The organism is Brevibacillus sp. WF146 (genome assembly GCF_001673705.2).
GTDB classification, from domain to species: Bacteria; Bacillota; Bacilli; order Brevibacillales; family Brevibacillaceae; genus Brevibacillus; species Brevibacillus thermoruber.
In genome coordinates this window covers 4,119,421-4,142,158 of sequence record NZ_CP109943.1, presented here as the reverse complement: position 1 = coordinate 4,142,158, position 22,738 = coordinate 4,119,421, and the positions used below count along the sequence as shown (strand labels likewise).

Annotated in this window: 22 protein-coding genes and 2 pseudogenes; 20 read left to right on the top strand and 4 right to left on the bottom strand. The window is 54.7% G+C overall.

What is annotated here, in order from left to right:
- Positions 1 to 64: 64 nt before the first annotated feature.
- Positions 65 to 913, top strand: a complete 849-nt coding sequence (gene asd / locus A6764_RS20510) for an archaetidylserine decarboxylase (protein ID WP_029100784.1) — start codon at positions 65 to 67, stop codon at positions 911 to 913.
- Between the two features lie 136 nt (positions 914 to 1,049).
- Here asd and A6764_RS20505 read toward each other — a convergent pair whose 3' ends face one another.
- A complete protein-coding gene (locus A6764_RS20505) occupies positions 1,050 to 2,684 on the bottom strand; it encodes an S-layer homology domain-containing protein (RefSeq protein WP_051188320.1) in 1,635 nt (544 codons plus the stop codon).
- Between the two features lie 216 nt (positions 2,685 to 2,900).
- On the opposite strand from A6764_RS20505, the gene gatC reads away from it, so the two are divergent.
- The 3 genes from gatC to gatB are packed head-to-tail and all read left to right on the top strand — an operon-like array spanning position 2,901 to position 6,134.
- The gene (gatC, locus tag A6764_RS20500; protein ID WP_029100783.1) at positions 2,901 to 3,191 is read left to right on the top strand and encodes an Asp-tRNA(Asn)/Glu-tRNA(Gln) amidotransferase subunit GatC; all 291 of its coding nucleotides are present in this window, start codon (positions 2,901 to 2,903) and stop codon (positions 3,189 to 3,191) included.
- A 31-nt stretch (positions 3,192 to 3,222) separates the two neighbouring features.
- Positions 3,223 to 4,695 carry an Asp-tRNA(Asn)/Glu-tRNA(Gln) amidotransferase subunit GatA gene (gene gatA, locus A6764_RS20495; protein WP_029100782.1) on the top strand — a complete coding sequence of 491 codons (1,473 nt, stop codon included), beginning with the start codon at positions 3,223 to 3,225 and terminating at the stop codon, positions 4,693 to 4,695.
- 5 nt (positions 4,696 to 4,700) lie between these two features.
- Positions 4,701 to 6,134 carry an Asp-tRNA(Asn)/Glu-tRNA(Gln) amidotransferase subunit GatB gene (gatB, locus tag A6764_RS20490; RefSeq protein WP_065067694.1) on the top strand — a complete coding sequence of 478 codons (1,434 nt, stop codon included), beginning with the start codon at positions 4,701 to 4,703 and terminating at the stop codon, positions 6,132 to 6,134.
- A 131-nt stretch (positions 6,135 to 6,265) separates the two neighbouring features.
- Here the strand turns inward: gatB and A6764_RS20485 are convergent.
- A pseudogene (locus A6764_RS20485) lies at positions 6,266 to 6,796 on the bottom strand (RNA polymerase sigma factor); the annotation flags it as partial.
- Between the two features lie 135 nt (positions 6,797 to 6,931).
- Between A6764_RS20485 and A6764_RS20480 the strand changes: the two are divergent.
- The 3 genes from A6764_RS20480 to A6764_RS20470 all read left to right on the top strand — a co-directional run bounded on the left by A6764_RS20480 (position 6,932) and on the right by A6764_RS20470 (position 9,335).
- Positions 6,932 to 7,282: a hypothetical protein gene (locus tag A6764_RS20480; RefSeq protein ID WP_029100779.1), complete on the top strand. Its 351-nt coding sequence runs from the start codon at positions 6,932 to 6,934 to the stop codon at positions 7,280 to 7,282.
- Positions 7,283 to 7,425: 143 nt separating this feature from the next.
- Complete coding sequence (locus A6764_RS20475) at positions 7,426 to 8,154, top strand: ABC transporter ATP-binding protein (RefSeq protein WP_065067696.1); 729 nt, start codon at positions 7,426 to 7,428, stop codon at positions 8,152 to 8,154.
- Positions 8,154 to 9,335, top strand: a complete 1,182-nt coding sequence (locus A6764_RS20470) for an ABC transporter permease (RefSeq protein WP_065067697.1) — start codon at positions 8,154 to 8,156, stop codon at positions 9,333 to 9,335. Before A6764_RS20475 ends, A6764_RS20470 begins: the two co-directional genes overlap by 1 nt.
- Positions 9,336 to 9,445: 110 nt before the next feature.
- Here the strand turns inward: A6764_RS20470 and A6764_RS20465 are convergent, their stop codons facing one another.
- Positions 9,446 to 10,417, bottom strand: a complete 972-nt coding sequence (locus tag A6764_RS20465) for an ROK family glucokinase (protein ID WP_065067698.1) — start codon at positions 10,415 to 10,417, stop codon at positions 9,446 to 9,448.
- A 151-nt stretch (positions 10,418 to 10,568) separates the two neighbouring features.
- Here A6764_RS20465 and A6764_RS20460 point away from each other — a divergent pair, with 151 nt between their 5' ends.
- On the top strand, positions 10,569 to 11,459 hold the full coding sequence (locus A6764_RS20460) for a diacylglycerol kinase (RefSeq protein WP_029100775.1): 891 nt from the start codon (positions 10,569 to 10,571) through the stop codon (positions 11,457 to 11,459).
- A 90-nt stretch (positions 11,460 to 11,549) separates the two neighbouring features.
- Positions 11,550 to 12,986 carry a 23S rRNA (uracil(1939)-C(5))-methyltransferase RlmD gene (rlmD, locus tag A6764_RS20455; protein ID WP_065067699.1) on the top strand — a complete coding sequence of 479 codons (1,437 nt, stop codon included), beginning with the start codon at positions 11,550 to 11,552 and terminating at the stop codon, positions 12,984 to 12,986.
- 112 nt (positions 12,987 to 13,098) lie between these two features.
- Here the strand turns inward: rlmD and A6764_RS20450 are convergent, their stop codons facing one another.
- Positions 13,099 to 13,533: a recombinase family protein gene (locus tag A6764_RS20450; protein WP_044897958.1), complete on the bottom strand. Its 435-nt coding sequence runs from the start codon at positions 13,531 to 13,533 to the stop codon at positions 13,099 to 13,101.
- A 317-nt stretch (positions 13,534 to 13,850) separates the two neighbouring features.
- Here A6764_RS20450 and A6764_RS22475 point away from each other — a divergent pair, with 317 nt between their 5' ends.
- The 11 genes and pseudogenes from A6764_RS22475 (at position 13,851) to A6764_RS20400 (ending at position 22,671) form a co-directional block, all read left to right on the top strand.
- Entirely contained in the window at positions 13,851 to 14,024 is a 174-nt protein-coding gene (locus tag A6764_RS22475) for a DUF4365 domain-containing protein (protein ID WP_413542001.1), read from the top strand.
- Positions 14,025 to 14,100: 76 nt separating this feature from the next.
- On the top strand, positions 14,101 to 14,529 hold the full coding sequence (locus tag A6764_RS20445; RefSeq protein WP_052660189.1) for a 3-hydroxyacyl-ACP dehydratase FabZ family protein: 429 nt from the start codon (positions 14,101 to 14,103) through the stop codon (positions 14,527 to 14,529).
- A 102-nt stretch (positions 14,530 to 14,631) separates the two neighbouring features.
- Positions 14,632 to 15,368: pseudogene (locus A6764_RS20440) on the top strand (enoyl-CoA hydratase/isomerase family protein).
- Positions 15,369 to 15,533: 165 nt separating this feature from the next.
- The gene (locus A6764_RS20435; protein ID WP_029100772.1) at positions 15,534 to 15,995 is read left to right on the top strand and encodes a GNAT family N-acetyltransferase; all 462 of its coding nucleotides are present in this window, start codon (positions 15,534 to 15,536) and stop codon (positions 15,993 to 15,995) included.
- A gap of 34 nt (positions 15,996 to 16,029) precedes the next feature.
- Entirely contained in the window at positions 16,030 to 16,224 is a 195-nt protein-coding gene (locus tag A6764_RS20430) for a hypothetical protein (RefSeq protein WP_141669739.1), read from the top strand.
- Between the two features lie 118 nt (positions 16,225 to 16,342).
- Positions 16,343 to 17,353, top strand: coding sequence for a LacI family DNA-binding transcriptional regulator (locus A6764_RS20425; RefSeq protein ID WP_044897960.1), 1,011 nt, complete (start codon positions 16,343 to 16,345; stop codon positions 17,351 to 17,353).
- Between the two features lie 371 nt (positions 17,354 to 17,724).
- Positions 17,725 to 18,564, top strand: a complete 840-nt coding sequence (locus A6764_RS20420; protein WP_029100770.1) for a beta-keto acid cleavage family enzyme — start codon at positions 17,725 to 17,727, stop codon at positions 18,562 to 18,564.
- 103 nt (positions 18,565 to 18,667) lie between these two features.
- Positions 18,668 to 19,690 carry a ketopantoate reductase family protein gene (locus A6764_RS20415; protein WP_029100769.1) on the top strand — a complete coding sequence of 341 codons (1,023 nt, stop codon included), beginning with the start codon at positions 18,668 to 18,670 and terminating at the stop codon, positions 19,688 to 19,690.
- A 66-nt stretch (positions 19,691 to 19,756) separates the two neighbouring features.
- Entirely contained in the window at positions 19,757 to 21,079 is a 1,323-nt protein-coding gene (locus A6764_RS20410; RefSeq protein ID WP_065067700.1) for a gluconate:H+ symporter, read from the top strand.
- Positions 21,080 to 21,147: 68 nt separating this feature from the next.
- Positions 21,148 to 21,873 carry a 3-oxoacyl-ACP reductase FabG gene (gene fabG / locus A6764_RS20405; RefSeq protein WP_065067701.1) on the top strand — a complete coding sequence of 242 codons (726 nt, stop codon included), beginning with the start codon at positions 21,148 to 21,150 and terminating at the stop codon, positions 21,871 to 21,873.
- A gap of 204 nt (positions 21,874 to 22,077) precedes the next feature.
- On the top strand, positions 22,078 to 22,671 hold the full coding sequence (locus A6764_RS20400; RefSeq protein ID WP_029100766.1) for a YdeI/OmpD-associated family protein: 594 nt from the start codon (positions 22,078 to 22,080) through the stop codon (positions 22,669 to 22,671).
- Positions 22,672 to 22,738: the final 67 nt, after the last annotated feature.

Sequence of the window (22,738 nt, the reverse complement as noted above, 5' to 3'; positions counted from 1 at the left end):
GCCCGCGTCAAGAAATGGTACAGTAGGGTTATGACCTTTGAACGGAATATTGAGGAGTTGTCGTATGCGCAAGAAGCTGCTTCCCGGCTTGATACACCGCCTGCCGCAGAATGCGATGTCGCGGACGATGGGAAAAATCACCGCGTCCCGCTTCAGCCGGCTGGCGATTCGCCATTACATCCGCCATTACAAGATAGACCCGTCCATCGTGGAAAAGCCGGTTAATGAATACCGCACGCTGAAGGAATTTTTTACGCGCCGCCTGAAACCGGGCGCCCGGCCGATTGCTCCGGGAGCGGATGTCGTCGTCAGCCCCGTCGACGGAACGGTATCGCAAATGGGGGACATCCGGGAGGGGACGCTGATTCAGGCCAAAGGCAAGCTGTACGGCCTTGCCGAACTGTTGGGCGATGCTCCGGAAATGGCGGAACGCTTCTACGGCGGCAAGTTCATCACGATTTACCTGAGCCCGCGCGACTATCACCGCATCCACATGCCCGTGGAAGGCAGACTGGTCCGCTACACGTACGTGCCGGGTCGCCTGTATCCGGTCAACCAACTGGGCATTGAACACGTGGACAGGCTGTTCGCCCGCAACGAGCGCCTCGTCACCTACATGGAGACGGAACAGATGGGCTGCGTCGCGCTGGTCAAGGTGGGCGCCCTGTTTGTCGGCAGCGTGAAAGTGGTGTACAACACCGCCACGACCAACGTCAAACACGGGCGGCAGACGAGCGGGCCGATCCTGGGAGAGCCCTGCCTGGCCAAAGGAGACGAGCTGGGCTGGTTTGAGTTTGGATCCACAGTCATTTTGCTGTTCGAATCGAAAGAGCTGCAGTGGGCGCCCGAGGTGCGGCCAGGGGCCTCGCTTCTGATGGGACAGCGCTTGGCGACCAACCCCCATGAAGAGTGACTTCGGAACGGTAGGCCCTGTACAGAGATTCCCCGTGCGCTCAAGGAAGGAACCGTGATTGGCGGATTGGCGAACGTTCATGAAAAAAGGCGGCCTTGCAGGATGCAAGGCCGCCTTTTTGGCATGTAGCTTGCGATTATTCGATTGGCAGGGCGCCGAACATGGAATTGAACAGCACGGTCGCCACTTCTGCGCGGCTCGCGTTTTTATGGGGGGCAAACCGGTTGTCGGGGCTTCCTTTGACCAATCCGTTGGCGGTAGCCGTTTTGACGTACGGAATCGCCCAGTTCGGGATTTCCCGGGTGTCGGCGTAGGTCAGTTTGTATCCGTTTTCCATCGGCATCTGCAGACCGCGTACCAGAATGGTAACCATTTCAGCGCGGGAAATCTTTTGATTCGGACGGATGGTGCCGTCGTTGTACCCTTTGATCAATCCCGTTTCGACCGCAGTCTGCCAGGATTCCTTGGCCCAGGCGGGAACCTGATTCTTGTCTTTGGCGGTCAGGCTCTTGGCGGAAGGCTCCAGCCCCAGCGCCTTTACGGCCATCGTGACGAATTCGGAACGGGTAATGGGGTTGTTGGGCTTGAACTCGTTTTGCCCGTAACCGTTCACGATGCCCATTTCTTTCAGAAGCGAAATCTCCTGGAACGCCCAGTGGGTGTCTGGCACGTCAACAAACGGCGGTTCCTGCGGTGCGAGCGTCATGGCCACGAACTGGCCAATCAGACTGTTCTCCCCGAATTCTTCCACCAGGTCAGGGTGCTTTTCCAACTCTTCCAGCATGATGATCTGGTCCGCTGGAGGGAGTGGATACGTCACCTCTTTGTTGATGTTCCACATCTGGTCTTTCACATTCAGCTTGAAGAAGACGGAAGGGGCGCCGGAATTGTCGGAGAGGCCGCTTTCGGCGAGCACGCTGCCTGGCACGTTCACGGTCAGGCCAACCTGATCCTGAACGAACTCCTTCTCAGCGTTGATCCAGGCGTCACACACGATGGTTACGTCCCATCCTTCCGCTTTCAACTGTTTGACATCCAGTGACTTCAGCTCTTTTGCCATCTCGGCCAGGCCGTCTTTCACGCTGCCGTCATTCGCCTCATTACCCGGCATCGGGACCGGCGGAACGGATTCCAGCGCCTCAAAGAATTCGGGCTGCTTGCTCGCGTATTCGAGGGCAAACGCGAGGAAGTCAACCGCTTCCTGGAAGTCAACCGAGATGCGGACGTGAGTCGTTTCGTGGCTGCTTCCGTCAGCAAGTTCAACCGTTTCCTTGCCTACTGTCTTTACGTCTTTCAAAGAAAATTCCGTTTGCGCAAGAAAAGCTTCGAACACCTTTTTGAGAGCCTCGCCCGACTCCAAGGCTGTCTCTGCGGGTATCTCGTTGGTCACGCCGAGAAACTTGTTGTCGGAGGTGGATTTGAAGTACGCCTTGCTGCCTTCCGCGTAGATGTCGAAAGCGGGGGCATTTTTGCCCGGCCACAGGCCGGCGTTCAACAGCGGGCTCGGATCCTGCAGGGAGAACGTCGCATGGCCGCTTTCCGGACTTTTTTGCTGCACGTGGATGTTGACGCCGCTTTTCAACGCAGCAAGCAGCGCCTTGATCGATTCGTCTTCTACGGGCAGGTTGGTGTCAAGCGTCAGTGTGCTTTTGGACTCGAATGACTTGGTGTCCAATCCCTTTTTGACCGCCTCCGTATACAGAGGAGCATTCGGGGTGCACGCTGTCAGCAGCAGGAGGAAACTGATCGCAAGAAAAAGTAGTCGTTTCATAAGCCTCTCCCTCTCAAAATGATACTCTTGATGACGAAATCATTGTACATAAGCAAAACATAATAAAATAGCGGAAATAAATGGATGTATGTTCCATTTTTTGCGGAGAATGCCGAAATATTTGTGTTTTTGTCACCGCTGATGACGCGAAAATTGACTGATGCCGTTCTTTTCAAGTAAGATCAAAGTTATGTGATAGTTTCGGAGGTGGAATGGATGAGCGCCATTACCCGCAAGGAAGTGGAGCATGTAGCCAACCTCGCCCGCTTGAAGCTGACCGAGGAGGAAGCGGAGCGATACACGAAAGACCTGAACGCCATTTTGGAGTTTGCCGCCAAGCTGAACGAGTTGGACACGTCCAGCGTTGAGCCGACCAGCCACGCGACCGACGTGAAGAATGTCATGCGCGAGGATGTGAACCGTCCGTCCCTCTCGCGCGAAGATGCGCTGAAAAACGCGCCCGACCACGAAGACGGCCAGTTCAAGGTACCGGCTGTATTTGAATAACCGCAGACATAGGAGAAGGGAGGACACCATCATGTCGCTGTTTGACAAGCGATTGTCGGAAATACATAGCGCTCTGCGCAAAAAAGAGCTGTCCGTCACCGACCTGGTGCAGGCGTCCATCGCCAGCGTCAAGGAGCACGACGAAGACATCCGTTCCGTTCTGTACGTGGACGAAGAAGGGGCCCTGGCTCAGGCCAAAGCATTGGACGAGCGCCTGGCCACGGGAGGAGAGGAGCTGGGCCTGCTCTACGGCCTGCCTGCCGGTTTGAAGGACAACATCGTCACCAAAGGCGTACGCACCACCTGCGCCAGCAAGTTCCTGTCCAACTACGACCCGATTTACGACGCCACCGTTACGAAAAAGCTGAAGGAAGCGGACGCGGTGATTGTCGCCAAGCTGAACATGGACGAGTTCGCCATGGGCGGCTCCAACGAAAACTCCGGCTTTTACCCGGTGAAAAACCCGTGGAATACCGAGTATGTGCCGGGCGGTTCCAGCGGCGGTTCGGCTGCTGCCATGGCATCCCGCCACTTCTTTTTCACGCTCGGCTCTGACACCGGCGGCTCCATCCGCCAACCGGCCGCTTTCTGCGGTGTCGTCGGACTGAAACCGACGTATGGCCGCGTCTCCCGCTTCGGGCTGGTGGCGTTTGCGTCGTCGCTGGACCAGATCGGACCGATTACGAAAAACGTGGAAGACGCCGCCTACGTGCTGCAGGCGATTGCCGGCCACGACGAGTACGACTCCACGTCGGCCAGCGTCGAGGTGCCTGACTACCTTTCCGCATTGACCGGCGAGGTGAAAGGACTGCGCATCGGCGTGCCCAAGGAGCTGATCGGCGAGGGGATCGACCCCGAGGTGCGCGAAGCAGTGCTGGCTGCGCTGAAGCAGTTGGAGAGCATGGGCGCTACCTGGAGCGAAGTCTCCATGCCGCACACCGAATACGCCGTGCCGGCCTACTACCTGCTCGCGTCCTCGGAGGCGTCGTCCAACCTGGCCCGCTTCGACGGGGTGCGTTACGGCGTGCGCGCCGAAAACGCCGCCAACCTGATCGAGCTGTACAAGGAGTCGCGCAGCCAGGGCTTCGGACCGGAAGTGAAGCGGCGCATCATGCTGGGGACCTACGCGCTTTCGTCGGGCTACTACGACGCCTACTACAAAAAAGCGCAGCAGGTTCGCACCCTGATTATCCAGGACTTTACCAACGTGTTTGCCGATTTTGACGTGATTTTGCACCCGACCACGCCGACCACGGCCTTCAAGATCGGGGAAAACATCGACGATCCGGTCAAAATGTACCTGGAAGACATCTGCACCGTGCCGGTCAACCTGGCGGGGCTGCCGGCCATCAGCGTGCCGTGCGGATTTGCCCAAAACGGCCTGCCGATCGGCATGCAGATCGTCGGCAAGGCGTTTGACGAATCCACCGTGCTGCGCGTGGCCCACGCTTACGAACAGGCGGCCGGCCATCACCTACGCAAGCCGGAACGGGTGAGGGGGTAAGAGTCATGAGCCAGTTTGAAACCGTCATCGGCCTGGAGGTACACGCCGAGCTTTCCACCAACAGCAAAATCTTCTGCGGCTGCCCGACCGAGTTCGGCGCGCCGCCGAATACCCATACCTGCCCGATCTGCCTGGGCCATCCCGGCGTCCTGCCCGTCACCAACAAGCAGGCCGTGGAGTTCGCGATGAAAGCGGCGCTCGCGCTCAACTGCGAGATTTCCCGCGAGACCAAGTTTGACCGGAAAAACTACTTCTACCCGGACCTGCCCAAGGCGTACCAGATCTCCCAGTTTGACCAGCCGATCGGCAAGAACGGCTGGATCGAGATCGAAGTCAACGGGGAGAAAAAGCGGATCGGCATCACCCGCCTGCACCTGGAAGAGGACGCGGGCAAGCTGACGCACAGCGACTTCGGCGACACGCTGGTCGACTTCAACCGCGTCGGCGTGCCGCTGGTGGAGATCGTCTCCGAACCGGACATCCGCTCGCCCGAAGAGGCCAAGGCGTATCTGGAAAAGCTGAAGGCGATCCTGCAGTACACCGGGGTGTCGGACGTGCGCATGGAGCAGGGCTCGCTCCGCTGTGACGCCAACGTCTCCATCCGTCCGGTGGGCCAAAAGGAATTCGGCACCAAGACGGAGCTGAAAAACATGAACTCGTTCCGCAACGTGCAGGCGGCGCTGGAGTACGAGGTGGAGCGGCAGAAGCAGGTCGTTCTCTCCGGCGGCACGATCGTGCAGGAAACCCGCCGCTGGGACGAAGCCAACCGGAAGACCGTCTCCATGCGTTCCAAGGAAGAGGCTCACGACTACCGCTACTTCCCGGACCCCGACCTGGTGCGGATGCAGATTTCCGAAGAGTGGATCGAAGCGGTGCGGGCTACCATTCCGGAGTTGCCCGACGCCCGCCAGGCCCGCTACGTGAACGAATACGGCCTGCCGCAAAGCGACGCCGCCGTCATCACGATGTCCAAGGAAACGGCCGACTTCTTTGACGAAACCGTCAAGACGGGCGCTGACCCGAAAGCGGCCGCCAACTGGCTGATGGTGGAACTGCTGGGCTATCTGAACGCCAACAACCTGACACTGGCTGACGTGAAAATCACGCCGCACGGACTGGGCGAGATGATCAAGCTGATCGAAAACGGCACGATTTCCTCCAAGATCGCCAAAACCGTCTTCAAGGAGATGGTGGAGACCGGCAAGGAGCCGAAACAGATCGTCGAGGAAAAAGGGCTGGTGCAGATCAGCGACGAAGGCGCCCTGCGCCAGATCGTCCAGGACGTGGTCAACGCCAACCCGCAGGCGGTTGCCGACTACAAGGCCGGCAACGAGAAGGCCGTCGCCTTCTTCGTCGGCCAGGTGATGAAGCAGACCCGCGGCAAAGCCAACCCGCCGATGGTCAACAAGCTCTTGCGGGAAGTGCTGCAAAACGCGTAAGATACAGACGGACAAAACAGGGACACGCTTTCCCAAACGGGGAGCGTGTCCCTTTCTTTACGCGGGAAGAGCCGCTCCCGCGGATTCAAACAGCGCAGCATGCCCGCAATCGTCTCCAGCAGCTCACGGCGGACGAGCGCCTCTTCCGGATTGGCCGTCTCCCCGGCCGGATCGCTCCATCGCCGCCCCAGGCGGTAGAGGATGCTGTCCAGGTCGTCCCAGTCGGTTTCACCGTCCGCGTCCGGCGGGTTCCAGACGGAGAAGACCTGTTCCTTGGCCCGCTTGGACGCATGCAGCCGGGTGTACGCCTGGTTGCGGACGATCCGGTGCAGCCAGGGCAAAAAACGGCGGCTGTCGACGAGCGTGCCCAGATAGAGAAAGGCGCGGATCAGCGCATCCTGGACGATATCCTCCGCCAAAAACGGCTCCTGCGTAAACGACCGGGCGTAGCCGAACACCTGGGCCCGATGGCGCCGAACCAGCTCGCCAAACGCCTCCCGGTCGCCGGTACGCGCCCGTTCCACCAGGACGCTGTCGTCCTGTTCCGCTTCTTCGTCCCCAAACGTTTCCCGTACAAACACATCCTGTTCCACTGCAAACACCTCGCTCGCACGTTGACCTGATTCATAGACTTCGGATGAGGGGAATTTCTGACAGCCCATGCCTTTTTTGCGAAAGGCTCTGATGGGATGATACAAGCGTTTGCCGTCAGGGCAGGAAGTCCTTGTTTGAATTGTAAGAATGTGCCCGCTCCCCTATAATGAAAGGGACAATGTGTGGAGGAGGATGGCATGAAAATGAACATCGTGTCCGTCACGGGAGAAAGCGTGCCGCCGAGCAAAGGCGGGTCGCCTGCCGATACATTTGAACGTTCCATCGCGACCTGTGAGGTGAACGGTGAACAGAAAACGGTCACCGTCACCTACGTCCGCTACTTTGAAAAGGTGCTGGCCGAGCGGGGCATCTACGATCAGGACGCGGAGGGCGTTCCGGTAAACCGGCTGGTGGCCGTGCTCTTTTTGGAAAAGCACCCGGATGTGCGGGAGAGCCGCCACTACATCAACGACACGGACGCGTTTCTGTCGCTGTTTGCCGGTTTTTCGCTGGAAGACTTCAAACGGAAACATGTCGGATTATCCCTTGCGTAACAGGCAAGGGTTTTCTTTTTTGTCCGTTTGTCGTTTTTTCTCAGGGGACATCGGTCGGGCGATTTCATATATAATGGATGGTAAGCCAAAAATTCGAATTCACTCGCATGATGTCGCGATTGGACCGGAAAGGGGAGCAGTCAGTGATCGAAGTCAATCAGGTCAGCAAACGATTTGGCAACATCGCGGCGGTGCGGAACGTGACGTTTTCTGTCTCCTCCGGCGAGGTGTACGGGCTGCTCGGCGAAAACGGCGCGGGCAAGACGACGACGATGCGCATGATGGCGACCATCCTGCAGCCAACCGAGGGAGATATTCGAATCGGGGGATTCTCCGTCCGCACCCAGCCGGTGGAGGTGCGGCGGCGTATCGGCATTCTGTTCGGGGGAGACGTCGGCCTGTACAACCGGCTGACGGCGCGGGAAAACATCGCCTATTTCGGCAGGCTGTACGGTCTGAAGGGGGCGCGGTTGGACCAACGCATCGACCAGTTGAGCCGGATGCTTCACATGGAGGCGTTTATCGATCGGCGGGTAGGCGGGTTTTCCCGGGGGATGAAGCAAAAGGTGGCGATCGCCCGCACGCTGGTGCACGATCCCGACGTGATTCTGCTGGACGAACCGACGACCGGACTGGACGTGACGGCGGCCAATATGTTTCGGCGCATGGTGGCGATGCTGCGGGAAGAGGGGAAGACCATCCTGTTCTCCAGCCACAACATGGGGGAAATTGAAAAGCTGTGCAGCCGCATCGCGATCATTCACAAGGGAAGCCTCCGCTATGCGGGCACGGTGGCGGCGCTTCGGGAGCGCTGCGGCATGAACGATCTGGACGACATCTTCATGGCGATGGTCGAGGAGGGCGGACGTTGATGGACAGACAGGTCGTGTGGACGATTTTCGGCAAGGAGATGCTCGATCTGCTGCGCGACCGCAAGACCTTGATCGGCACGTTTCTCATTCCGCTTGTCGTGATTCCGTTTGTCTTCTTTTTGCTCAGCATGTCGTACAGCAACGTGGAAAAGGAAGCGCGCGCCTACGTGCCGATCGCCGTCACGGGCACGTCGAAACTGGTGGATCATCTCCGCTCCCAGCCGGGCGTCCGTATCCTGTCGCCGGACAGACCGGCGGAGGCGCTGCAGGCGGGAGAACTGCGGGCGATTGTGACCATCCCCGACCATTTCGACCAGGCTCTGCGGAGCGGGGGGAGCGCCCGTCTGCATGTCGCCTACGACAACACCAACCAAAAGTCGGTGTACGCGAAAAGCGTGATCGACAGCGCGGTGCAGCAGTACAGCTCCGACATCGTCAGCATGCGGCTCAGGCAGGCGGGATTGTCCGCCGAGGCGATCAAGCCGATCGAGACGACGTACGAAAACGCGGCGTCCGACGAACGGCAGACCGGCGGCATGCTGGCGGGGATCATTCCCCTGATGGTGGTGCTGTCGCTCGCTTCCGGCGGGGTGGCCGCCGCCACCGATCTGGTTGCCGGCGAAAAAGAGCGGGGCACGCTGGAGTCGCTGTTGACCACCCCGATCGCCGCCAACCAGATCCTGACGGCCAAGCTGCTGGCGGTCATGGTGATGAGCTGCATCAGCGCTACCGCCTCGCTGCTGTCCCTCTCGTTTGTGTTTCGGCTGGGACCCCTGAAGGTGGACGGCACCGTCCTTTCCTTCGGCTTTTTGTCCCCGGCGTCACTCGCTGTGCTGGCGGCGACCATTGTGCTGCTGGCCGCCTTGTTCGCCGGGCTGGAGCTGACGCTCAGCACCGTCGCCAAATCGTTTAAAGAGGGGCAGACCTACATGACCGGCGTCGTCATCCTGGCGATGATTCCGTCCTACATGCTGATGCCGATCCACCCCGTCGACATCCCCGGGCTGTACTACGTTCTGCCGGTTTTCAACGGGGTGGCCTTGTGCAAGGAGGCGTTTTTTGGTGCGGTCGATCCGCTGCACACCTTGGTCGGACTGGGGACGTCGCTTCTCTACGTGTCCGTCGTCATCGCCGCGACGGCCCGGCTGTTCCGCCGGGAAGGAGCGGTCGTGAGGTGGTGACGCCGGGGCGGCCGATGCCGGCGATGATCCACTTGGACCGGCGCAGCCTCCGGTCTACGGCGGTCAGCAGCGGTTTCGGTGAGGGGGGTTGGGCCGCCACGGGATTTTGCCTATGCATCCAGGCGGTCGCGAATCAGCCAGCCGGCGCCGATCACGCCGGCATCGTTGCCCAGCGTGGCGGGCAGGATTTCGGTCGACTCCACCACGTAGGAAAACGGAACAAACCGGCGGAACGACTCACGCACCCGGGAAAAGAGAAACTCGCCGGCCGCCGCGACGCCGCCCCCTATGACAAACTTGGCCGGGTTGAGCGTAATCGCCAGATGGGAGAGGGCCAGTCCCAGATAGAAGGCGGCCTGGTCGGCGATCACCAGGGCGGCGGCGTCTCCCGCCTTGGCCGCTTCCAGCACGTCCTTGGCCTTGACGTCGCCGTGGCGGGCGAGCGCTTCCGCCAAGAGCGGGCTTGTCCCCTCCTGGGCGGCTTTCCGTCCTTCGCGGATGATCGCGGTGGCGGAGGCGTACGTCTCCAGACAGCCGGTCTTGCCGCAGTTGCAGACCGGCCCTCCCTCGGGTACCATCGTGATGTGGCCGATTTCGCCGCCGACGCCATTGATGCCGCTGACCACCTTGCCGTGCAGGATCACGCCGCCGCCCACACCGGTGCCCAGCGTGATCAGGACCAGATCTTTGGCGCCCTGGCCGGCTCCCCGCCACATTTCGCCAAGCGCGGCGGTGTTGGCGTCGTTGTCGACAGCCACCGGCAGACCGGTGAGCGCCTGCAGTTTGTCCCTAAGCCGTACAGGGCGTTTCCAGTGCAGGTTGACCGCCTGATGGACGACGCCGTTGGCCGTGTCGATCGGGCCGGGAATCCCTACGCCGATGCCGGCCACCTGTTCCTTGGCGAAGCCGTGCCGGCGAAGCATGTCCATCGCCATGTCCGCCACTTTTTGCAGGACGCTGTCTTCACCGTCCGCCACGGGCGTCGGCTCCTGGGTCTTGGCGAGAATCGCGCCGTCCGTGTCGAGCAGGGCCATTTTGATCGCGGTTCCTCCTACGTCGACCCCCACGATGATTGTGTTCACAACAAGCTCCTCCTATCTCCTCCGATTGTAATCGTCTCCTATCTTATCATGTTATCATGTCGGGAACAGCATAGCGATTCCCAAAAATGGCTATACAGGATATGATGAATAGAGAGAAGCCATGAGCGAGTACAGGAAGAAGGGACATGCGTTGAAACGTGCCAGATTGATTTACAACCCCAGCTCCGGCCGGGAAATCGTGCGCCGGCGGCTGCCGGACATTCTGGAACTGCTGGAGTCCGCCGGTTACGAGACGTCGTGCTACGCGACCAAAGGGGAAGACGACGCCACCGAGGAAGCGGAACGAGCGGTCAAGCGCGGCTTTGACGTGATCATCGCCGCCGGCGGAGACGGCACCATCTACGAGGTGGTGAACGGCATGGCGGGGAAGCCCGCCCGGCCCGCTCTCGGCATCATCCCCTGCGGAACGAGCAACGATTTTGCACGCGCTCTCGGCATTCCCAAATCGATCACCCGTTCCTGCAAGATCATCGCGGCGGGAAAGCGGAAGCGGGTGGACGTCGGCCGCATCAACGACCGGTATTTTATCAACATCGCCGGCGGCGGTTCGCTGACCAACCTGACCTACGAGGTGCCCAGCAAGCTGAAAACCCTGCTGGGCCAGTTGGCTTACTATGTCAAGGGACTGGAAAAGCTGCCGTCGCTGCATCCCATCCGCGTCAAACTGGAGACGCGGGACAGGGTGCTGCTCGACGAAGAGATCATGATTTTCCTGATTACCAACAGCCATTCGGTCGGCGGCTTCGACCGGCTGGCCCCCAACGCCGACCTCTCCGACGGCAAGCTGGACCTGATCGTCGTCAAAAAAGTCGGCCTGGGCGATTTTATCCGCCTGGCGACGCAGGCCGTGCGGGGGGAGCACGTGAAAGACCCCAACCTGCTGTATTTTCAAACCGACTACATCAAGGCGACATCCCCGGCAGGCGAGACGGTCCAGCTCAACCTGGACGGGGAGCTGGGCGGCGTGCTCCCCTGCGTATGCGAAGCGCTGCCGGGGCATCTCGAATTGTTCGTACCGTGAGTCAGTGGGGTCATCCTCCCGCCATGACGCGGGTCAAAGGCGGCGGGGAACGACCCGTTTTTCAGTATGAAGTGAAAAGGAGCAGAAGTTGTGGCCAAGACAGCAAAGAAGCGGCGCGGACTGGCGGTCAAGCAGGAGCTTGACCTGCCGGTCCGCCTCGGACAAACCGTAGAAGTGGAGATTACCGGACTCAATCACGAAGGAGCGGGCGTCGGCCGGGTGGACGGCTACACCCTGTTCGTGCAGGGAGCGCTGGCCGGGGAGCGGGTGCGCGCACGCGTGGAGCACGTGAAAAAGAGCTACGGCTTCGCCGCGCTGCTGGACGTGATCGAAGCCAGTCCGCACCGCGCCCAACCGCCCTGTCCGGTGTTTGACCGCTGCGGCGGCTGTTCGCTGCAGCATCTCGCCTATGAGGAGCAGCTTAGGCACAAGCAGCAGATCGTCAAAGACAACCTGCGCCGGATCGGCGGCTTTCCCGTGGAAGGGGAGGGCGCGGTTGTCGTCCATCCGACGATCGGGATGAGCGATCCGTGGCGCTACCGCAACAAGGCCCAGGTGCCGATCGGCGAGGAGAACGGGGCGCTGGTGGGCGGCTTTTACGCCGAGCGCTCCCACGAAATTGTCGACATGGACGAATGCCTGATCCAGCACCCGGCCAACGACGAGGCGGTCGCCGCCGTCAAGCGGATTGCCGCCCGGCTGGGCATATCGCCGTACGACGAAGTGCGCCACACCGGCCTCCTGCGCCATGTGGTGGCCAAGGTGGGGGCACGCACGGGCGAAGTGATGGTCGTGCTGGTGACGACGGAGGATTTCATCCCGCAGCGGGAGATGCTGATCGAATCCATCCGCGCCCAGGTGCCGGGCGTGACCAGCATCGTGCAGAATGTCAACCCGGAGAAGACCAACGTCATTTTCGGCAAAAAAACAGTCACGCTCTGGGGCAGCGACGTCATCTACGACTACATCGGCCCGATCAAATTTGCCATCTCCGCCCGCTCGTTCTACCAGGTCAATCCGGTGCAGACGGAGGTACTGTACAACAAAACGCTGGAGTACGCCGGCGCCACGGGGACGGAAACGGTGATCGACGCCTATTGCGGCATCGGGACAATTTCGCTCTTTCTGGCGCAAAAATCCCGTCACGTCTACGGCGTGGAGATCGTGCCGGAGGCGATCGCCGACGCCAATCGCAACGCCGAACTGAACGGCGTCGCCAACGTCACTTTCGAGACCGGCCCGGCCGAGGTGGTCATCCCCGCGTGGAAGGACCAGGGCATCCGCCCCGATGTGATCGTCGTCGACCCGCCGCGCAAAGGCTGTGACGAGGCGCTGCTGACGACCATATTGCAAATGAAGCCGCAGCGGGTGGTGTACGTCTCCTGCAACCCGTCGACGCTGGCCCGGGATTTGAAGGTGCTGGCGGAGCTGTACGAGGTGAAGGAAGTGCAGCCGGTGGATATGTTTCCGCATACGGGGCATGTGGAGAGTGTGGCGTTGTTGGTAAGAAGGGGAGCCGAGCATTAGGCTCCCTTTTATGTTGGATGTTTGAAATTGTAATGACAGTGTGATCTGTCCGTCCGCCACTTCTTATACACGGTCGATGAGCCGATGCAGGACGTGCCGAAGCGTTTCTTCGTTATCGAACTGAAGGCTGATAAAACCCCGCGCCGCAATCCGCACAGAAAGCCAACCGTGCAAACAGCGCCTTTTTCCCGCGCCCGCGAAAGATTTTTTCTCCCTTTTTGCTGATCTTCTCCTGCACTTCCTGAAACTCTTCCCGCGAAATGATAGCGGGGTGGGCGTCAGGAATGACAATCCATTCATCCTGTTTGTTCTTTAGCCGCTTTTTGTAGCCCTTCTTTTGCAAAAATATCTTGTCATTCGCGTCCGTCTTGGAACGCCCCTGTACTAGATTCCCCGTATAGTGAGGATTGGTCGGAATCAATTTCACCGCTGAGTATTGCCATTTGTCGCCTGCATTTTTCGCTCCCGCTACTGCCCGCGGGGTAGGGATTTTCTTAGCGGTCAGGTTATCTCTTTCGAAAGTGTATCCATCCTTTTGCTGTTCCAATGTGGATTATTCATCGTGGATTAATCATCAGTTAGCAGACTAGTCTTACTCCCGCCGCCAAAAATCTACTTGTTGAATTTGACATTCTCTTTTTATCTCTGAAATGGTGGTGTGTGGTGCAAATCTTATGACGGTTTTTTACTGAAAAAGGTAATAATCTGCTATAATTAGGTTTATAGTAGAAAATTAAGGATGATATCTTAAATGGGGAAAACAATGTCATTTCCAAAAAAATAGTAGCAATTTATATGAAGCAATTGGACAGTAACAGGTAAGCTTATTGGGATTCAATTAAAACATGGTAATTCTTATTTTAAATTTTTAAATCAAAAACCAGCGGGGGATTTAAAGTTATAGGAAAGAATAAGCACTTAAACTATTATCTGAATAGTCAATCTCCTATATTTATTATTATAATGGATAACTGTTTTAAGAGAATGCATTGGGTTAAGTTTGAAATCTATAAGACTTCACCATTGGGCAATTATTGATTTTATTGAACAAATTCAAATTAATTGGAGTATCGATGCGGATCGACCAAGACTACATCTCAGGGAAGAAATTCATATGGCAACAATCGGTTGCGTGATTGGCTTCACCGAACTGAAGGAAAAATACCTGCCCCAGCGCTACCCGCTGCTGCTTTTAGACAGGGTCACCGGCTTTGTGCCCGGCGAATGGATCGAGGCCATCAAGGCGGTAACCGGCAATTCGCCGGAACTGGTCGGACATTTTCCCGAGCGCGCGATCCTGCCCGGGTCCGTCCTGATGCAAGCCTTTTCGCAACTGGGCATCGTGTTCTTCAAGATCACCAACGGAGCCCTAGCGGAGGACGAAATCACCGTCGTTTCCTTTTTCAAGATCCGTCTGACCGCACCGATCCCGCCAGGGAAGATCATCACCTTACGGCTGGAGGCGCGGCGCTTTTCCCCCGAGGTCGGCGTCTTCCGTGGACATTGCAGTATGAACGCAAGACCGTCGCCCACGCCAGCCTGACCATCGCCAAGGCCAAGCTGGACAAATACGTAGATGTCCCCTGGTAGGGGACGCCGGGAGGTACATCCTTATGAGCAATGTTCTCTATGAAAAAAGGATGGCGTGGCCTATGTCACCCTCAACCGCCCCGAGGCGATGAATGCCATTGACGAGGCCACCAACGCAGAACTGGCGGAAGTGTGGCGGGATTTCGCCGCCGACGATGCCGTGGATGTGGCCATTCTCACCGGCAGTGGGCGGGCTTTTTGCGCCGGCGCCGATCTAAAGACCTTTATCCCCAAGTGGGAGGGGGCCAACATGCTGGATGTCCGCAAGAATATTCCCCATGGCCTCGGCGGTGGGCTGACTCGTGGGCAGCACCGTATCTACAAGCCCATCATTGCTGCGATCAACGGCTATGCCGTCGGGCCGGCCTGGAAATCGCCCTGGCCTGTGATATCCGCATCGCTTCCGAAAAGGCCAAATTCGGTGTCTTCGAGGTGCGCTATGGCCTGCACCAAGGTGATGGCGGTCTTGTCCGCCTGGTGGCGGTGGCCGGGGTCGGCGTGGCCCTTGATCTCACCCTGACAGGGCGGGAGGTCTCGGCCCAGGAGGCGCTCGCGCTAAGACTGGTCACCCGCGTCGTGCCGCCGGAGGAACTGATGCAGACCGCCGAGGAGACAGCGCGCATGATACGGCGCAACAGCCGCAATGCCGTTCGTTCCGCCAAGGAGACCATCCTTGAACTGATCGGACGCCCATTGGACGACGCACTGAGGCTGGAGACGCTATACGGCTATTCGAGTCTAGGGGACTTTGCCGATGCCCGTGCAAGGCTCGCCCAGTTTGGAAAGAAATAGGCCCTGTACCAGCGAAATGGAATGATGCCATCCACGCAGTAAAGCTACATCTGGGTGCGTGATAAGATTCTTACGATACTAGATTTAAAGTTATAAATGGACGAAACAGTTTCTTAACAGCGATCATTAAACCCTGAATGAGGGTAGAAAGGGCAAGAGATCGAAATGATTCAAACAGAGAGACTGAATATTTATCCGCTTTCTGATGAAGAAATGCTTGACGTGATTCATAACGAATCAAACGAAGCGCTGAAAGCCGCTTATTCAGAAATGCTTGCCGGTTGCCTGAAGAATCCGGAGCAACGCCTTTGGCATGCGCTGTGGGTGTTGCAGCTAAACGATGAAAGCGGAAGAATTGTTGGCAGTTTGTCATTCAAAGGACTGAACGACAATGGAATGATTGAAATCGGCTACGGAATGGATCCGGAATACGAAGGTAAAGGTTTGATGACGGAAGCGGTATCCGCAGCGGTTCGCTGGGCATCGAAACAGCCAGGAGTGTTATCGATAGAAGCCGAAACAGAGCCGGACAATATTGCCTCCCAAAGAGTTCTTGAAAAAGCGGGGTTTATTCCGAGCGGAGTGATTGGAGCTGAGGGGCCAAGGTACATCTGGAAAAACGGATAACGGCAATCCGTGACGTCCGCTGGGAGGCGCGGATTTGGAGCGGATATTGCAAAGCCGTTTTGAAAGAGCGAAAGCCGAGCGAAATCCAGGGATGCTTCCTGATTTCCTCGGCTCTTTTTTCGTCTTTCAGCGCGTCCGCGCCAAACTATGCATGATTTCCGAGCATCACATGCGGCGAACCGCCCATCCCGCTGTAAATGACCGCACCGGTCTTTATAACAGGGGGTGATGGCACCAATGCTTCCGGTTGATTACATGAACTGTATTTTTTCAACCGTAATAAAATTGCAATTGTTCTACATTTCGTATACAGTAACAGTATCGAAACGTTTTCGTGGAGGGTTCACATGGCTACGATGAAGGACATTTCCAAGAGAGCGAAAGTGTCACTTTCGACCGTTTCGGCTGTCATTAATCAATCCGCATATGTGAGTCCGGAACTGACGAAAAGAGTGATGCAGGCGATTGAGGAACTGAATTATCGGCCAAATGCAGTAGCACGGAGCCTGAAAAAGAAGTCCACGAATACCATTGGCTTCATTGTGACAGATATTTTAAATCCCTTTTACCCGCCGATGATTAAAGGCATTGAAGATGTGGCATTTGACAATAACATCAATGTAATTTTATGTAATATCTCAAATGATCGAAATCGCATTCAGGCATATTTGGAGCTCATGGTCGAAAAACAGGTCGATGGCATTCTTCTGGCGAATATTGCTACAGCGAAGGATTTAAACGAAATTGAAAAAACAGGGTTAAAATATGTGTTAATCAATCGAAAACCACCCGGGTATGATAAAAATTTTGTTGGAATCAACAATCCGCTCAGTTCTGAATTAGCCGTAAATCACCTGGTTTCTCTAGGGTACAAACGAATTGCGTATTTTGGCGGCAATCTGGAAATCAACACGGCACGGGAAAGAAAAGCCGGATTTATCGCATGTATGGCTCAACATGGATTAGAGGTTGACCCCATGCTCGTGTTTGACGGGGAATACTCTATGGAATCGGGATACCGGAATGTAAAAAAGATGCTCGAACAGGTGAAAGAATTGCCCGAGGCGATCTGTGCTGTGAGCGATATTGTCGCGTTCGGGGTGATCAAGGGGCTAAGAGAAGCGGGAATTCGCGTACCCGAGGATATTGCCGTTATCGGAAATGATAACAGCTCCTTTTCGGAAAATTTCCTGGTTCCCCTATCCAGTGTCGATCACTCCACGTATGAGATGGGGAAATTATCGATGGAATTGCTGCTGCAGATGATACAGGAAAAGAAACAGATGGTGGCGCGGCAAATTATCCTCACGCCATCCTTGGTAATCCGTGAAAGCTGCGGTGCACAAAAAAGAAAATGAAGCTGATATCTGTATTTATGAAAAACCAGTTTCCTTTCTTACTGAAAGTGAAAATGGTTTTTTCTTGTGGCTGTAGTGAAGCAGGTAAGTTGGGAATTATAAAAATTTTCGGCAAAAACAATTGATTCTATACATTTTGCTCATTATAATAAAAATACCGATTAGCGAAACGTTTCGACAGAAGAAGCAGTGGTTGCGTGTCGGTGCAGATTGTGAGAGAGGTAGTTAACATTCATGGTTTTCCGCTTTGTTCACGAACATGTGAGATGGAATCTACAGGGACTTCACGTATTTTTTGTGCTCTTTATCGAAACGTTTCGATGATCCTTTTACGATCACGCTTTCAAATAACAATACGAGGAGGAATTGCGATGGAAAAATTGATTATCACGGTTGCCCCCACAGGTTCTCAGACGACTCGTGAGCATACGCCCTACCTGCCGCTTACTCCAAAGGAAATCGCCGATTCCGTTTATGAGGCTTGGCAAGCGGGCGCATCGATCGCTCACATTCATGTGAAAGATGAAAACGGTAACAATACCTTGGATTTGGATACGTACAGGGAAGTCGTCGCTCGCATTCAGGACAAGTGCGATATCATTATCAACTTAACGACGGCTGGCGGTTTGTTTATGAACGATGAAGACAGACTGAAGGTTTGTGAATTGGAACCGGAGATGGCGACCTTTGATGCTGGTACGATGAATTTTGGCTCGCATGTCTTTTATAACACTCCACAGTTTCTGGAGCGTTTGGCGTTAAAAATGAAAGAACATCGGATAAAGCCGGAAATTGAAATATTTGAAGTCGGTATGCTGGAGAATACGTTGAGGATGGCGGAAAAAGGTCTGATTGATTTGCCCGCTCACTTTCAATTTGTCCTGGGCATACAGGGAGGAATGCGGGCTACCCCTCGAAATCTGATGTTTTTGGTTGAAAGCCTTCCCCCTGGTTCCACGTGGTCAGCGATCGGGGCCAGCAAAGATCAATTGACGATCAATACCATGAGCATTCTATTGGGAGGGCATGTCCGCGTGGGCATGGAGGACAGTGTTTATTTTCGAAAAGGGGAATTAGCAAAGACGAATGCGCAATTTGTGGAACGAATCGTCCAATTATCAAACATGCTGGGGAGAGACGTTGCAACGCCCAATGAAGCGAGAGAGATTTTGGGTTTGAAGAAATCCAAAGGGGCAGCAAAACATCCGTAAGCCACGGAACATTTTTTTGATGACGATGCGTACATGAAAAAATGTAAGCGATTTCACATTAGACCAATCAAGAGAATCGGCGAGTGAACGAGGAGGAAAACAGATGAGAATGGCAATTATGGGTGCGGGTTCGTTGGGTACGATCATCGGAGGGCTCATTACAAAAGGGGGACAAGAGATAGAGTTAATCGATATTAACAAGGAGCATGTGGCCGCACTCAACGAATCAGGGGCAAAAATTACGGGCTTTTTGGACCTGTGTGTACCCGTAAAAGCGATTGTGCCGAGCGAAATGACAGGTACGTACGATCTGGTTTTTCTGCTGACCAAGCAGGTTTATAACAAAACGACGCTGGAACAACTACTCCCCCATCTGTCTGAGGACAGCATCGTGTGTACGCTGCAAAATGGTGTGCCTGAGGATTATGTCTCGTCCGTGATCGGACGCGAAAGAACCATTGGAGGCGTGGTCGGGTTCGGGGCTACATGGTTGGGCCCAGGGATTTCAGAACTGGCAACGGAAGTGCATACGATGCAAAACTATGCGTTTGACATTGGAGAACTGGATGGAACGATAACGCCTCGCATCCAGGAAGTAAAGAAGGTGCTGGATCTCGTTGGACATTGTCATATTTCTTCAAACATTCAGGGAATCAAGTGGGCAAAACTCTTGATGAATGCCACATTTAGCGGAATGTCGGCGGCATTGGGCTGCCGTTTCGGTGACATTTTGAGGAATGAGGCAGCCATGTTTCATTTGGCCCATATTGCCGATGAAACGATCAAAGTGGCACATGCGCACGGCATTCGCTTGGAGCCGATGCAGGGAAAAGACATGGAATTCCTTGAGCTCCGGGATCACGATGACGTACCTAATAAAATGAGCTTTTACCAGGAAGTATGGGGACCGCACAGCAATACAAAAGCCAGCATGCTGCAAGATTTGGAGAAACAGAGACCGACAGAAATTGATTATATCAACGGCTTCGTCAGCAAAAAAGGAAGGGAGGCAGGGCTGCAAACGCCGTACAACGATTTGGTCGTTCACTTGGTGAAAGAAGCGGAGAAAAAGGGCAGACCTCCGAAATTCGAAGACAATATTGTCTATTTTGGTTCGCGTCTATAGGAAAGCGGGAAAAGCCCCCGATGTTGAAATCACAGTATCCTCCAAAATGGAAGGGAGTGTATAGGTATGCCGCTTGTCGCATTGTTTTTAGGGATTGTCCTGTTGTTTCTGCTCGTCATTGTATGCAAGTTTAACGCGTTTTTATCGCTCATGTTGTCCGCAATCTTCGTCGGACTTTTCCTGGGAATGGAGCCGTTAGCGATTGTGAAATCCATTGAAGCGGGACTTGGCGGTACGCTGGGGCATCTGGCGATTATTATTGGGTTGGGAGCGGTTTTTGGAAAAATCATCTCGGAAGGTGGCGGAGCGAACCGAATTGCTTCTACCTTGATTGACATTTTCGGGGAAAAACGAGTGGATTGGGCGATTTGTATCGCATCATTTGTGTTGGGGGTAATCTTGTTTTATGAAGTAAGCTATATTTTGCTTATTCCCATCGTGTATACAATCGCCAATGAAGCAAAAGTGAAGTTGATGAAAGTGGGCATGCCCTTTTTGGCTGCAATCTCCATTACCCACGTCTTCTTGCCGCCGCATCCGGGACCAACCGCAATTTCAGCTGCGTTAGGGGCGAATTTGGGTGTTGTGCTGGGATACGGATTTTTGTTGGCCATTCCGGCTACCGTGATTTTCGGTCCGTTGATTGCGAAGCTGTATCGGAATTGGGAGATCAACATCCCCAATCACTTGGTCACCAAGAAAGAATTTAACATGGATGAGGTCCCATCCTTTGCAACGTCAGTATTCACAACGTTGTTACCCGTTATATTGATTTTGATCGGGGTCATTGCAGAGTTCGCATTTCCGAAAACGTCGATCATCAATCAAACATTAACCTTTATCGGGAATGCGGATATCGCACTGCTTGTTTCCCTTCTCGTCGCCGTTTACGTGTTTGGTCTGCGTAAAAAGAGAAAGACGATGGTTGAAATCATGAAAATTGCAGAAGGAGCACTGATCTCCATGGGAGGGATCATTTTCATCCTCGGTGGAGGCGGCGCATTCAAGCAAGTAATCCTTGACAGCGGCATGGCAAAATACATTGCCGATTTCACTAGCGGTTGGGATATCTCTCCCTTTATCTTGGCATGGTTGATTGCTCTGATCATTCGATTGGCTGTAGGTTCTGCCACCGTAACGGTGTTAACGACAGCAGGAATTATGCTGCCCATCGTCCAGGAAACCGGCGTGAGTCCTGAATTAATGGTACTGGCCATCGGAAGCGCTTCCATTGCCTGGGCTCCGCCGAGCGATGTCTCGTTCTGGATGACAAAGGAGTATTTTAATTTGACGATTGGTCAAACCATCAAATCTGTATGTTTCATGTATACCCTTGTAGCGATTTACGGCATACTTGGCGTATTGGCATTGGACATGTTGTTCGGATAATTTTGACAAATAGAGATTGATTGCAACTCATATAGATGGATTCGAAAATGTGATGAGGAGTGTCGCGCATGAAACTGGCGGGGAAAGTGGTCATCATTACGGGAGGAGCAGGGGGAATAGGCAAAGAAGCGAGTGTATGTTTCGCAAACGAAGGGGCACATGTTGTTGTCGTTGATTGCGATCCGCAGCAGGTGGAAAAAGTGGCAAACGAGGTGAATGGCCTCGGACTGGCCGTTGACGTATCCAGACGCGATCAAGTGGACTGGATGGTCAGTGAAGTAATCAACCGATATGGAAAAATTGATGTCTTGATCAATAATGCCGGAATCACCATGGACGCTACGCTTGTAAAGATGACGCAGGAACAGTGGGATCGCGTGATCTCCATTAACCAAACCGGTGTCTTTCATTGTACACAAGCGGTAGTACCTCATATGATCAGGGAAGGCGCTGGCAGAATCATTAATACAAGCAGCATTGTGGGGAGAATGGGGAATTTCGGTCAAACGAATTATGCCGCATCGAAAGCGGCGGTGATTGCCATGACACAATCGTGGGCAAAAGAGCTTGGCAGGAAGGGAATTCTTGTGAACGCTGTGGCTCCCGGCTTTATCGTGACCCCGATGACAGAGAAAATGCCGGAATCTATACTTCAAGGCATGAAGGAGAAAATCGCTCTCCGACGGCTGGGACAACCAAGGGATGTCGTGAATGTGTATGTATTCCTGGCAAGCGATGAGGCCAGCTATATCAATGGCGCTGTAATTCCTGTCGATGGCGGACTTTCCATTTAGATAAAAAATCTATGAGAGGATTGAGCTTTGCATGGGGCGAAGCTCAATCCTTTTCGTGTTTGGCTGGATTTGCCCCGGGGTCCCGGGGTGCCTGGTTGTTCGAAAATTATCACATTTCCGACTGACAAATAACGTGTCAGACTGACGGAAAGGATGAAACTAACGGGCAGAAGTGATCAAAACATTGAAGAAGGGGTGTTCTTCATGGCTAGCAGTAGAATGAATCCGAAAGTTGATGAATTTATCAGGAAAGCAACAAAATGGAAGGCAGAATATGAGACGTTGCGCAATATCGTTCTTGACTGTGGGCTGACCGAAGAATTTAAGTGGATGCATCCTTGTTACACGTATGAGAAGAAAAACGTAGTTCTCATACATGGATTTAAAGAATATTGTGCGCTGCTGTTTCACAAAGGGGCCTTGCTGCAGGATGCCCACGGGATTCTCATCCGACAAACGGAACATGTACAGGCGGCGCGTCAGATTCGCTTCACCAACGTGGAAGAAATCATCGAGATGGAACCCATCTTGAAAGCCTATATTCATGAAGCGATTGAAGTGGAAAAAGCCGGTTTGAAAGTGGATGGCAGCAAGAAGGCAGAACTCACCATTCCTGAAGAACTGCAAAAGAAATTTGCTGAAATGCCTGCCTTGAAAACTGCCTTTGAAGCATTGACGCCGGGACGGCAAAGAGCATACATTCTTTATTTTTCTAAACCCAAACAATCCAAAACGCGTGAGTCACGGATTGAAAAATATGTGCAGCATATTCTCAACGGAAAGGGATTGCATGATTAGGCCATAAACGAACGGGCGCGTATGTAACGCAGGCTCCCAGTCTGGAATTGCTTTATGGAGGTAATAT

What these genes read in the sequence shown, in the direction of transcription:
- asd (WP_029100784.1), top strand. Translation starts at nt 65, where the DNA reads ATGCGCAAGAAGCTGCTTCCCGGCTTGATACACCGCCTGCCGCAGAAT.
- A6764_RS20505 (WP_051188320.1), bottom strand. Translation starts at nt 2,684, where the DNA reads ATGAAACGACTACTTTTTCTTGCGATCAGTTTCCTCCTGCTGCTGACA.
- gatC (WP_029100783.1), top strand. Translation starts at nt 2,901, where the DNA reads ATGAGCGCCATTACCCGCAAGGAAGTGGAGCATGTAGCCAACCTCGCC.
- gatA (WP_029100782.1), top strand. Translation starts at nt 3,223, where the DNA reads ATGTCGCTGTTTGACAAGCGATTGTCGGAAATACATAGCGCTCTGCGC.
- gatB (WP_065067694.1), top strand. Translation starts at nt 4,701, where the DNA reads ATGAGCCAGTTTGAAACCGTCATCGGCCTGGAGGTACACGCCGAGCTT.
- A6764_RS20480 (WP_029100779.1), top strand. Translation starts at nt 6,932, where the DNA reads ATGAACATCGTGTCCGTCACGGGAGAAAGCGTGCCGCCGAGCAAAGGC.
- A6764_RS20470 (WP_065067697.1), top strand. Translation starts at nt 8,154, where the DNA reads ATGGACAGACAGGTCGTGTGGACGATTTTCGGCAAGGAGATGCTCGAT.
- A6764_RS20445 (WP_052660189.1), top strand. Translation starts at nt 14,101, where the DNA reads ATGGCAACAATCGGTTGCGTGATTGGCTTCACCGAACTGAAGGAAAAA.
- A6764_RS20435 (WP_029100772.1), top strand. Translation starts at nt 15,534, where the DNA reads ATGATTCAAACAGAGAGACTGAATATTTATCCGCTTTCTGATGAAGAA.
- A6764_RS20425 (WP_044897960.1), top strand. Translation starts at nt 16,343, where the DNA reads ATGGCTACGATGAAGGACATTTCCAAGAGAGCGAAAGTGTCACTTTCG.
- A6764_RS20420 (WP_029100770.1), top strand. Translation starts at nt 17,725, where the DNA reads ATGGAAAAATTGATTATCACGGTTGCCCCCACAGGTTCTCAGACGACT.
- A6764_RS20415 (WP_029100769.1), top strand. Translation starts at nt 18,668, where the DNA reads ATGAGAATGGCAATTATGGGTGCGGGTTCGTTGGGTACGATCATCGGA.
- A6764_RS20410 (WP_065067700.1), top strand. Translation starts at nt 19,757, where the DNA reads ATGCCGCTTGTCGCATTGTTTTTAGGGATTGTCCTGTTGTTTCTGCTC.
- fabG (WP_065067701.1), top strand. Translation starts at nt 21,148, where the DNA reads ATGAAACTGGCGGGGAAAGTGGTCATCATTACGGGAGGAGCAGGGGGA.
- A6764_RS20400 (WP_029100766.1), top strand. Translation starts at nt 22,078, where the DNA reads ATGGCTAGCAGTAGAATGAATCCGAAAGTTGATGAATTTATCAGGAAA.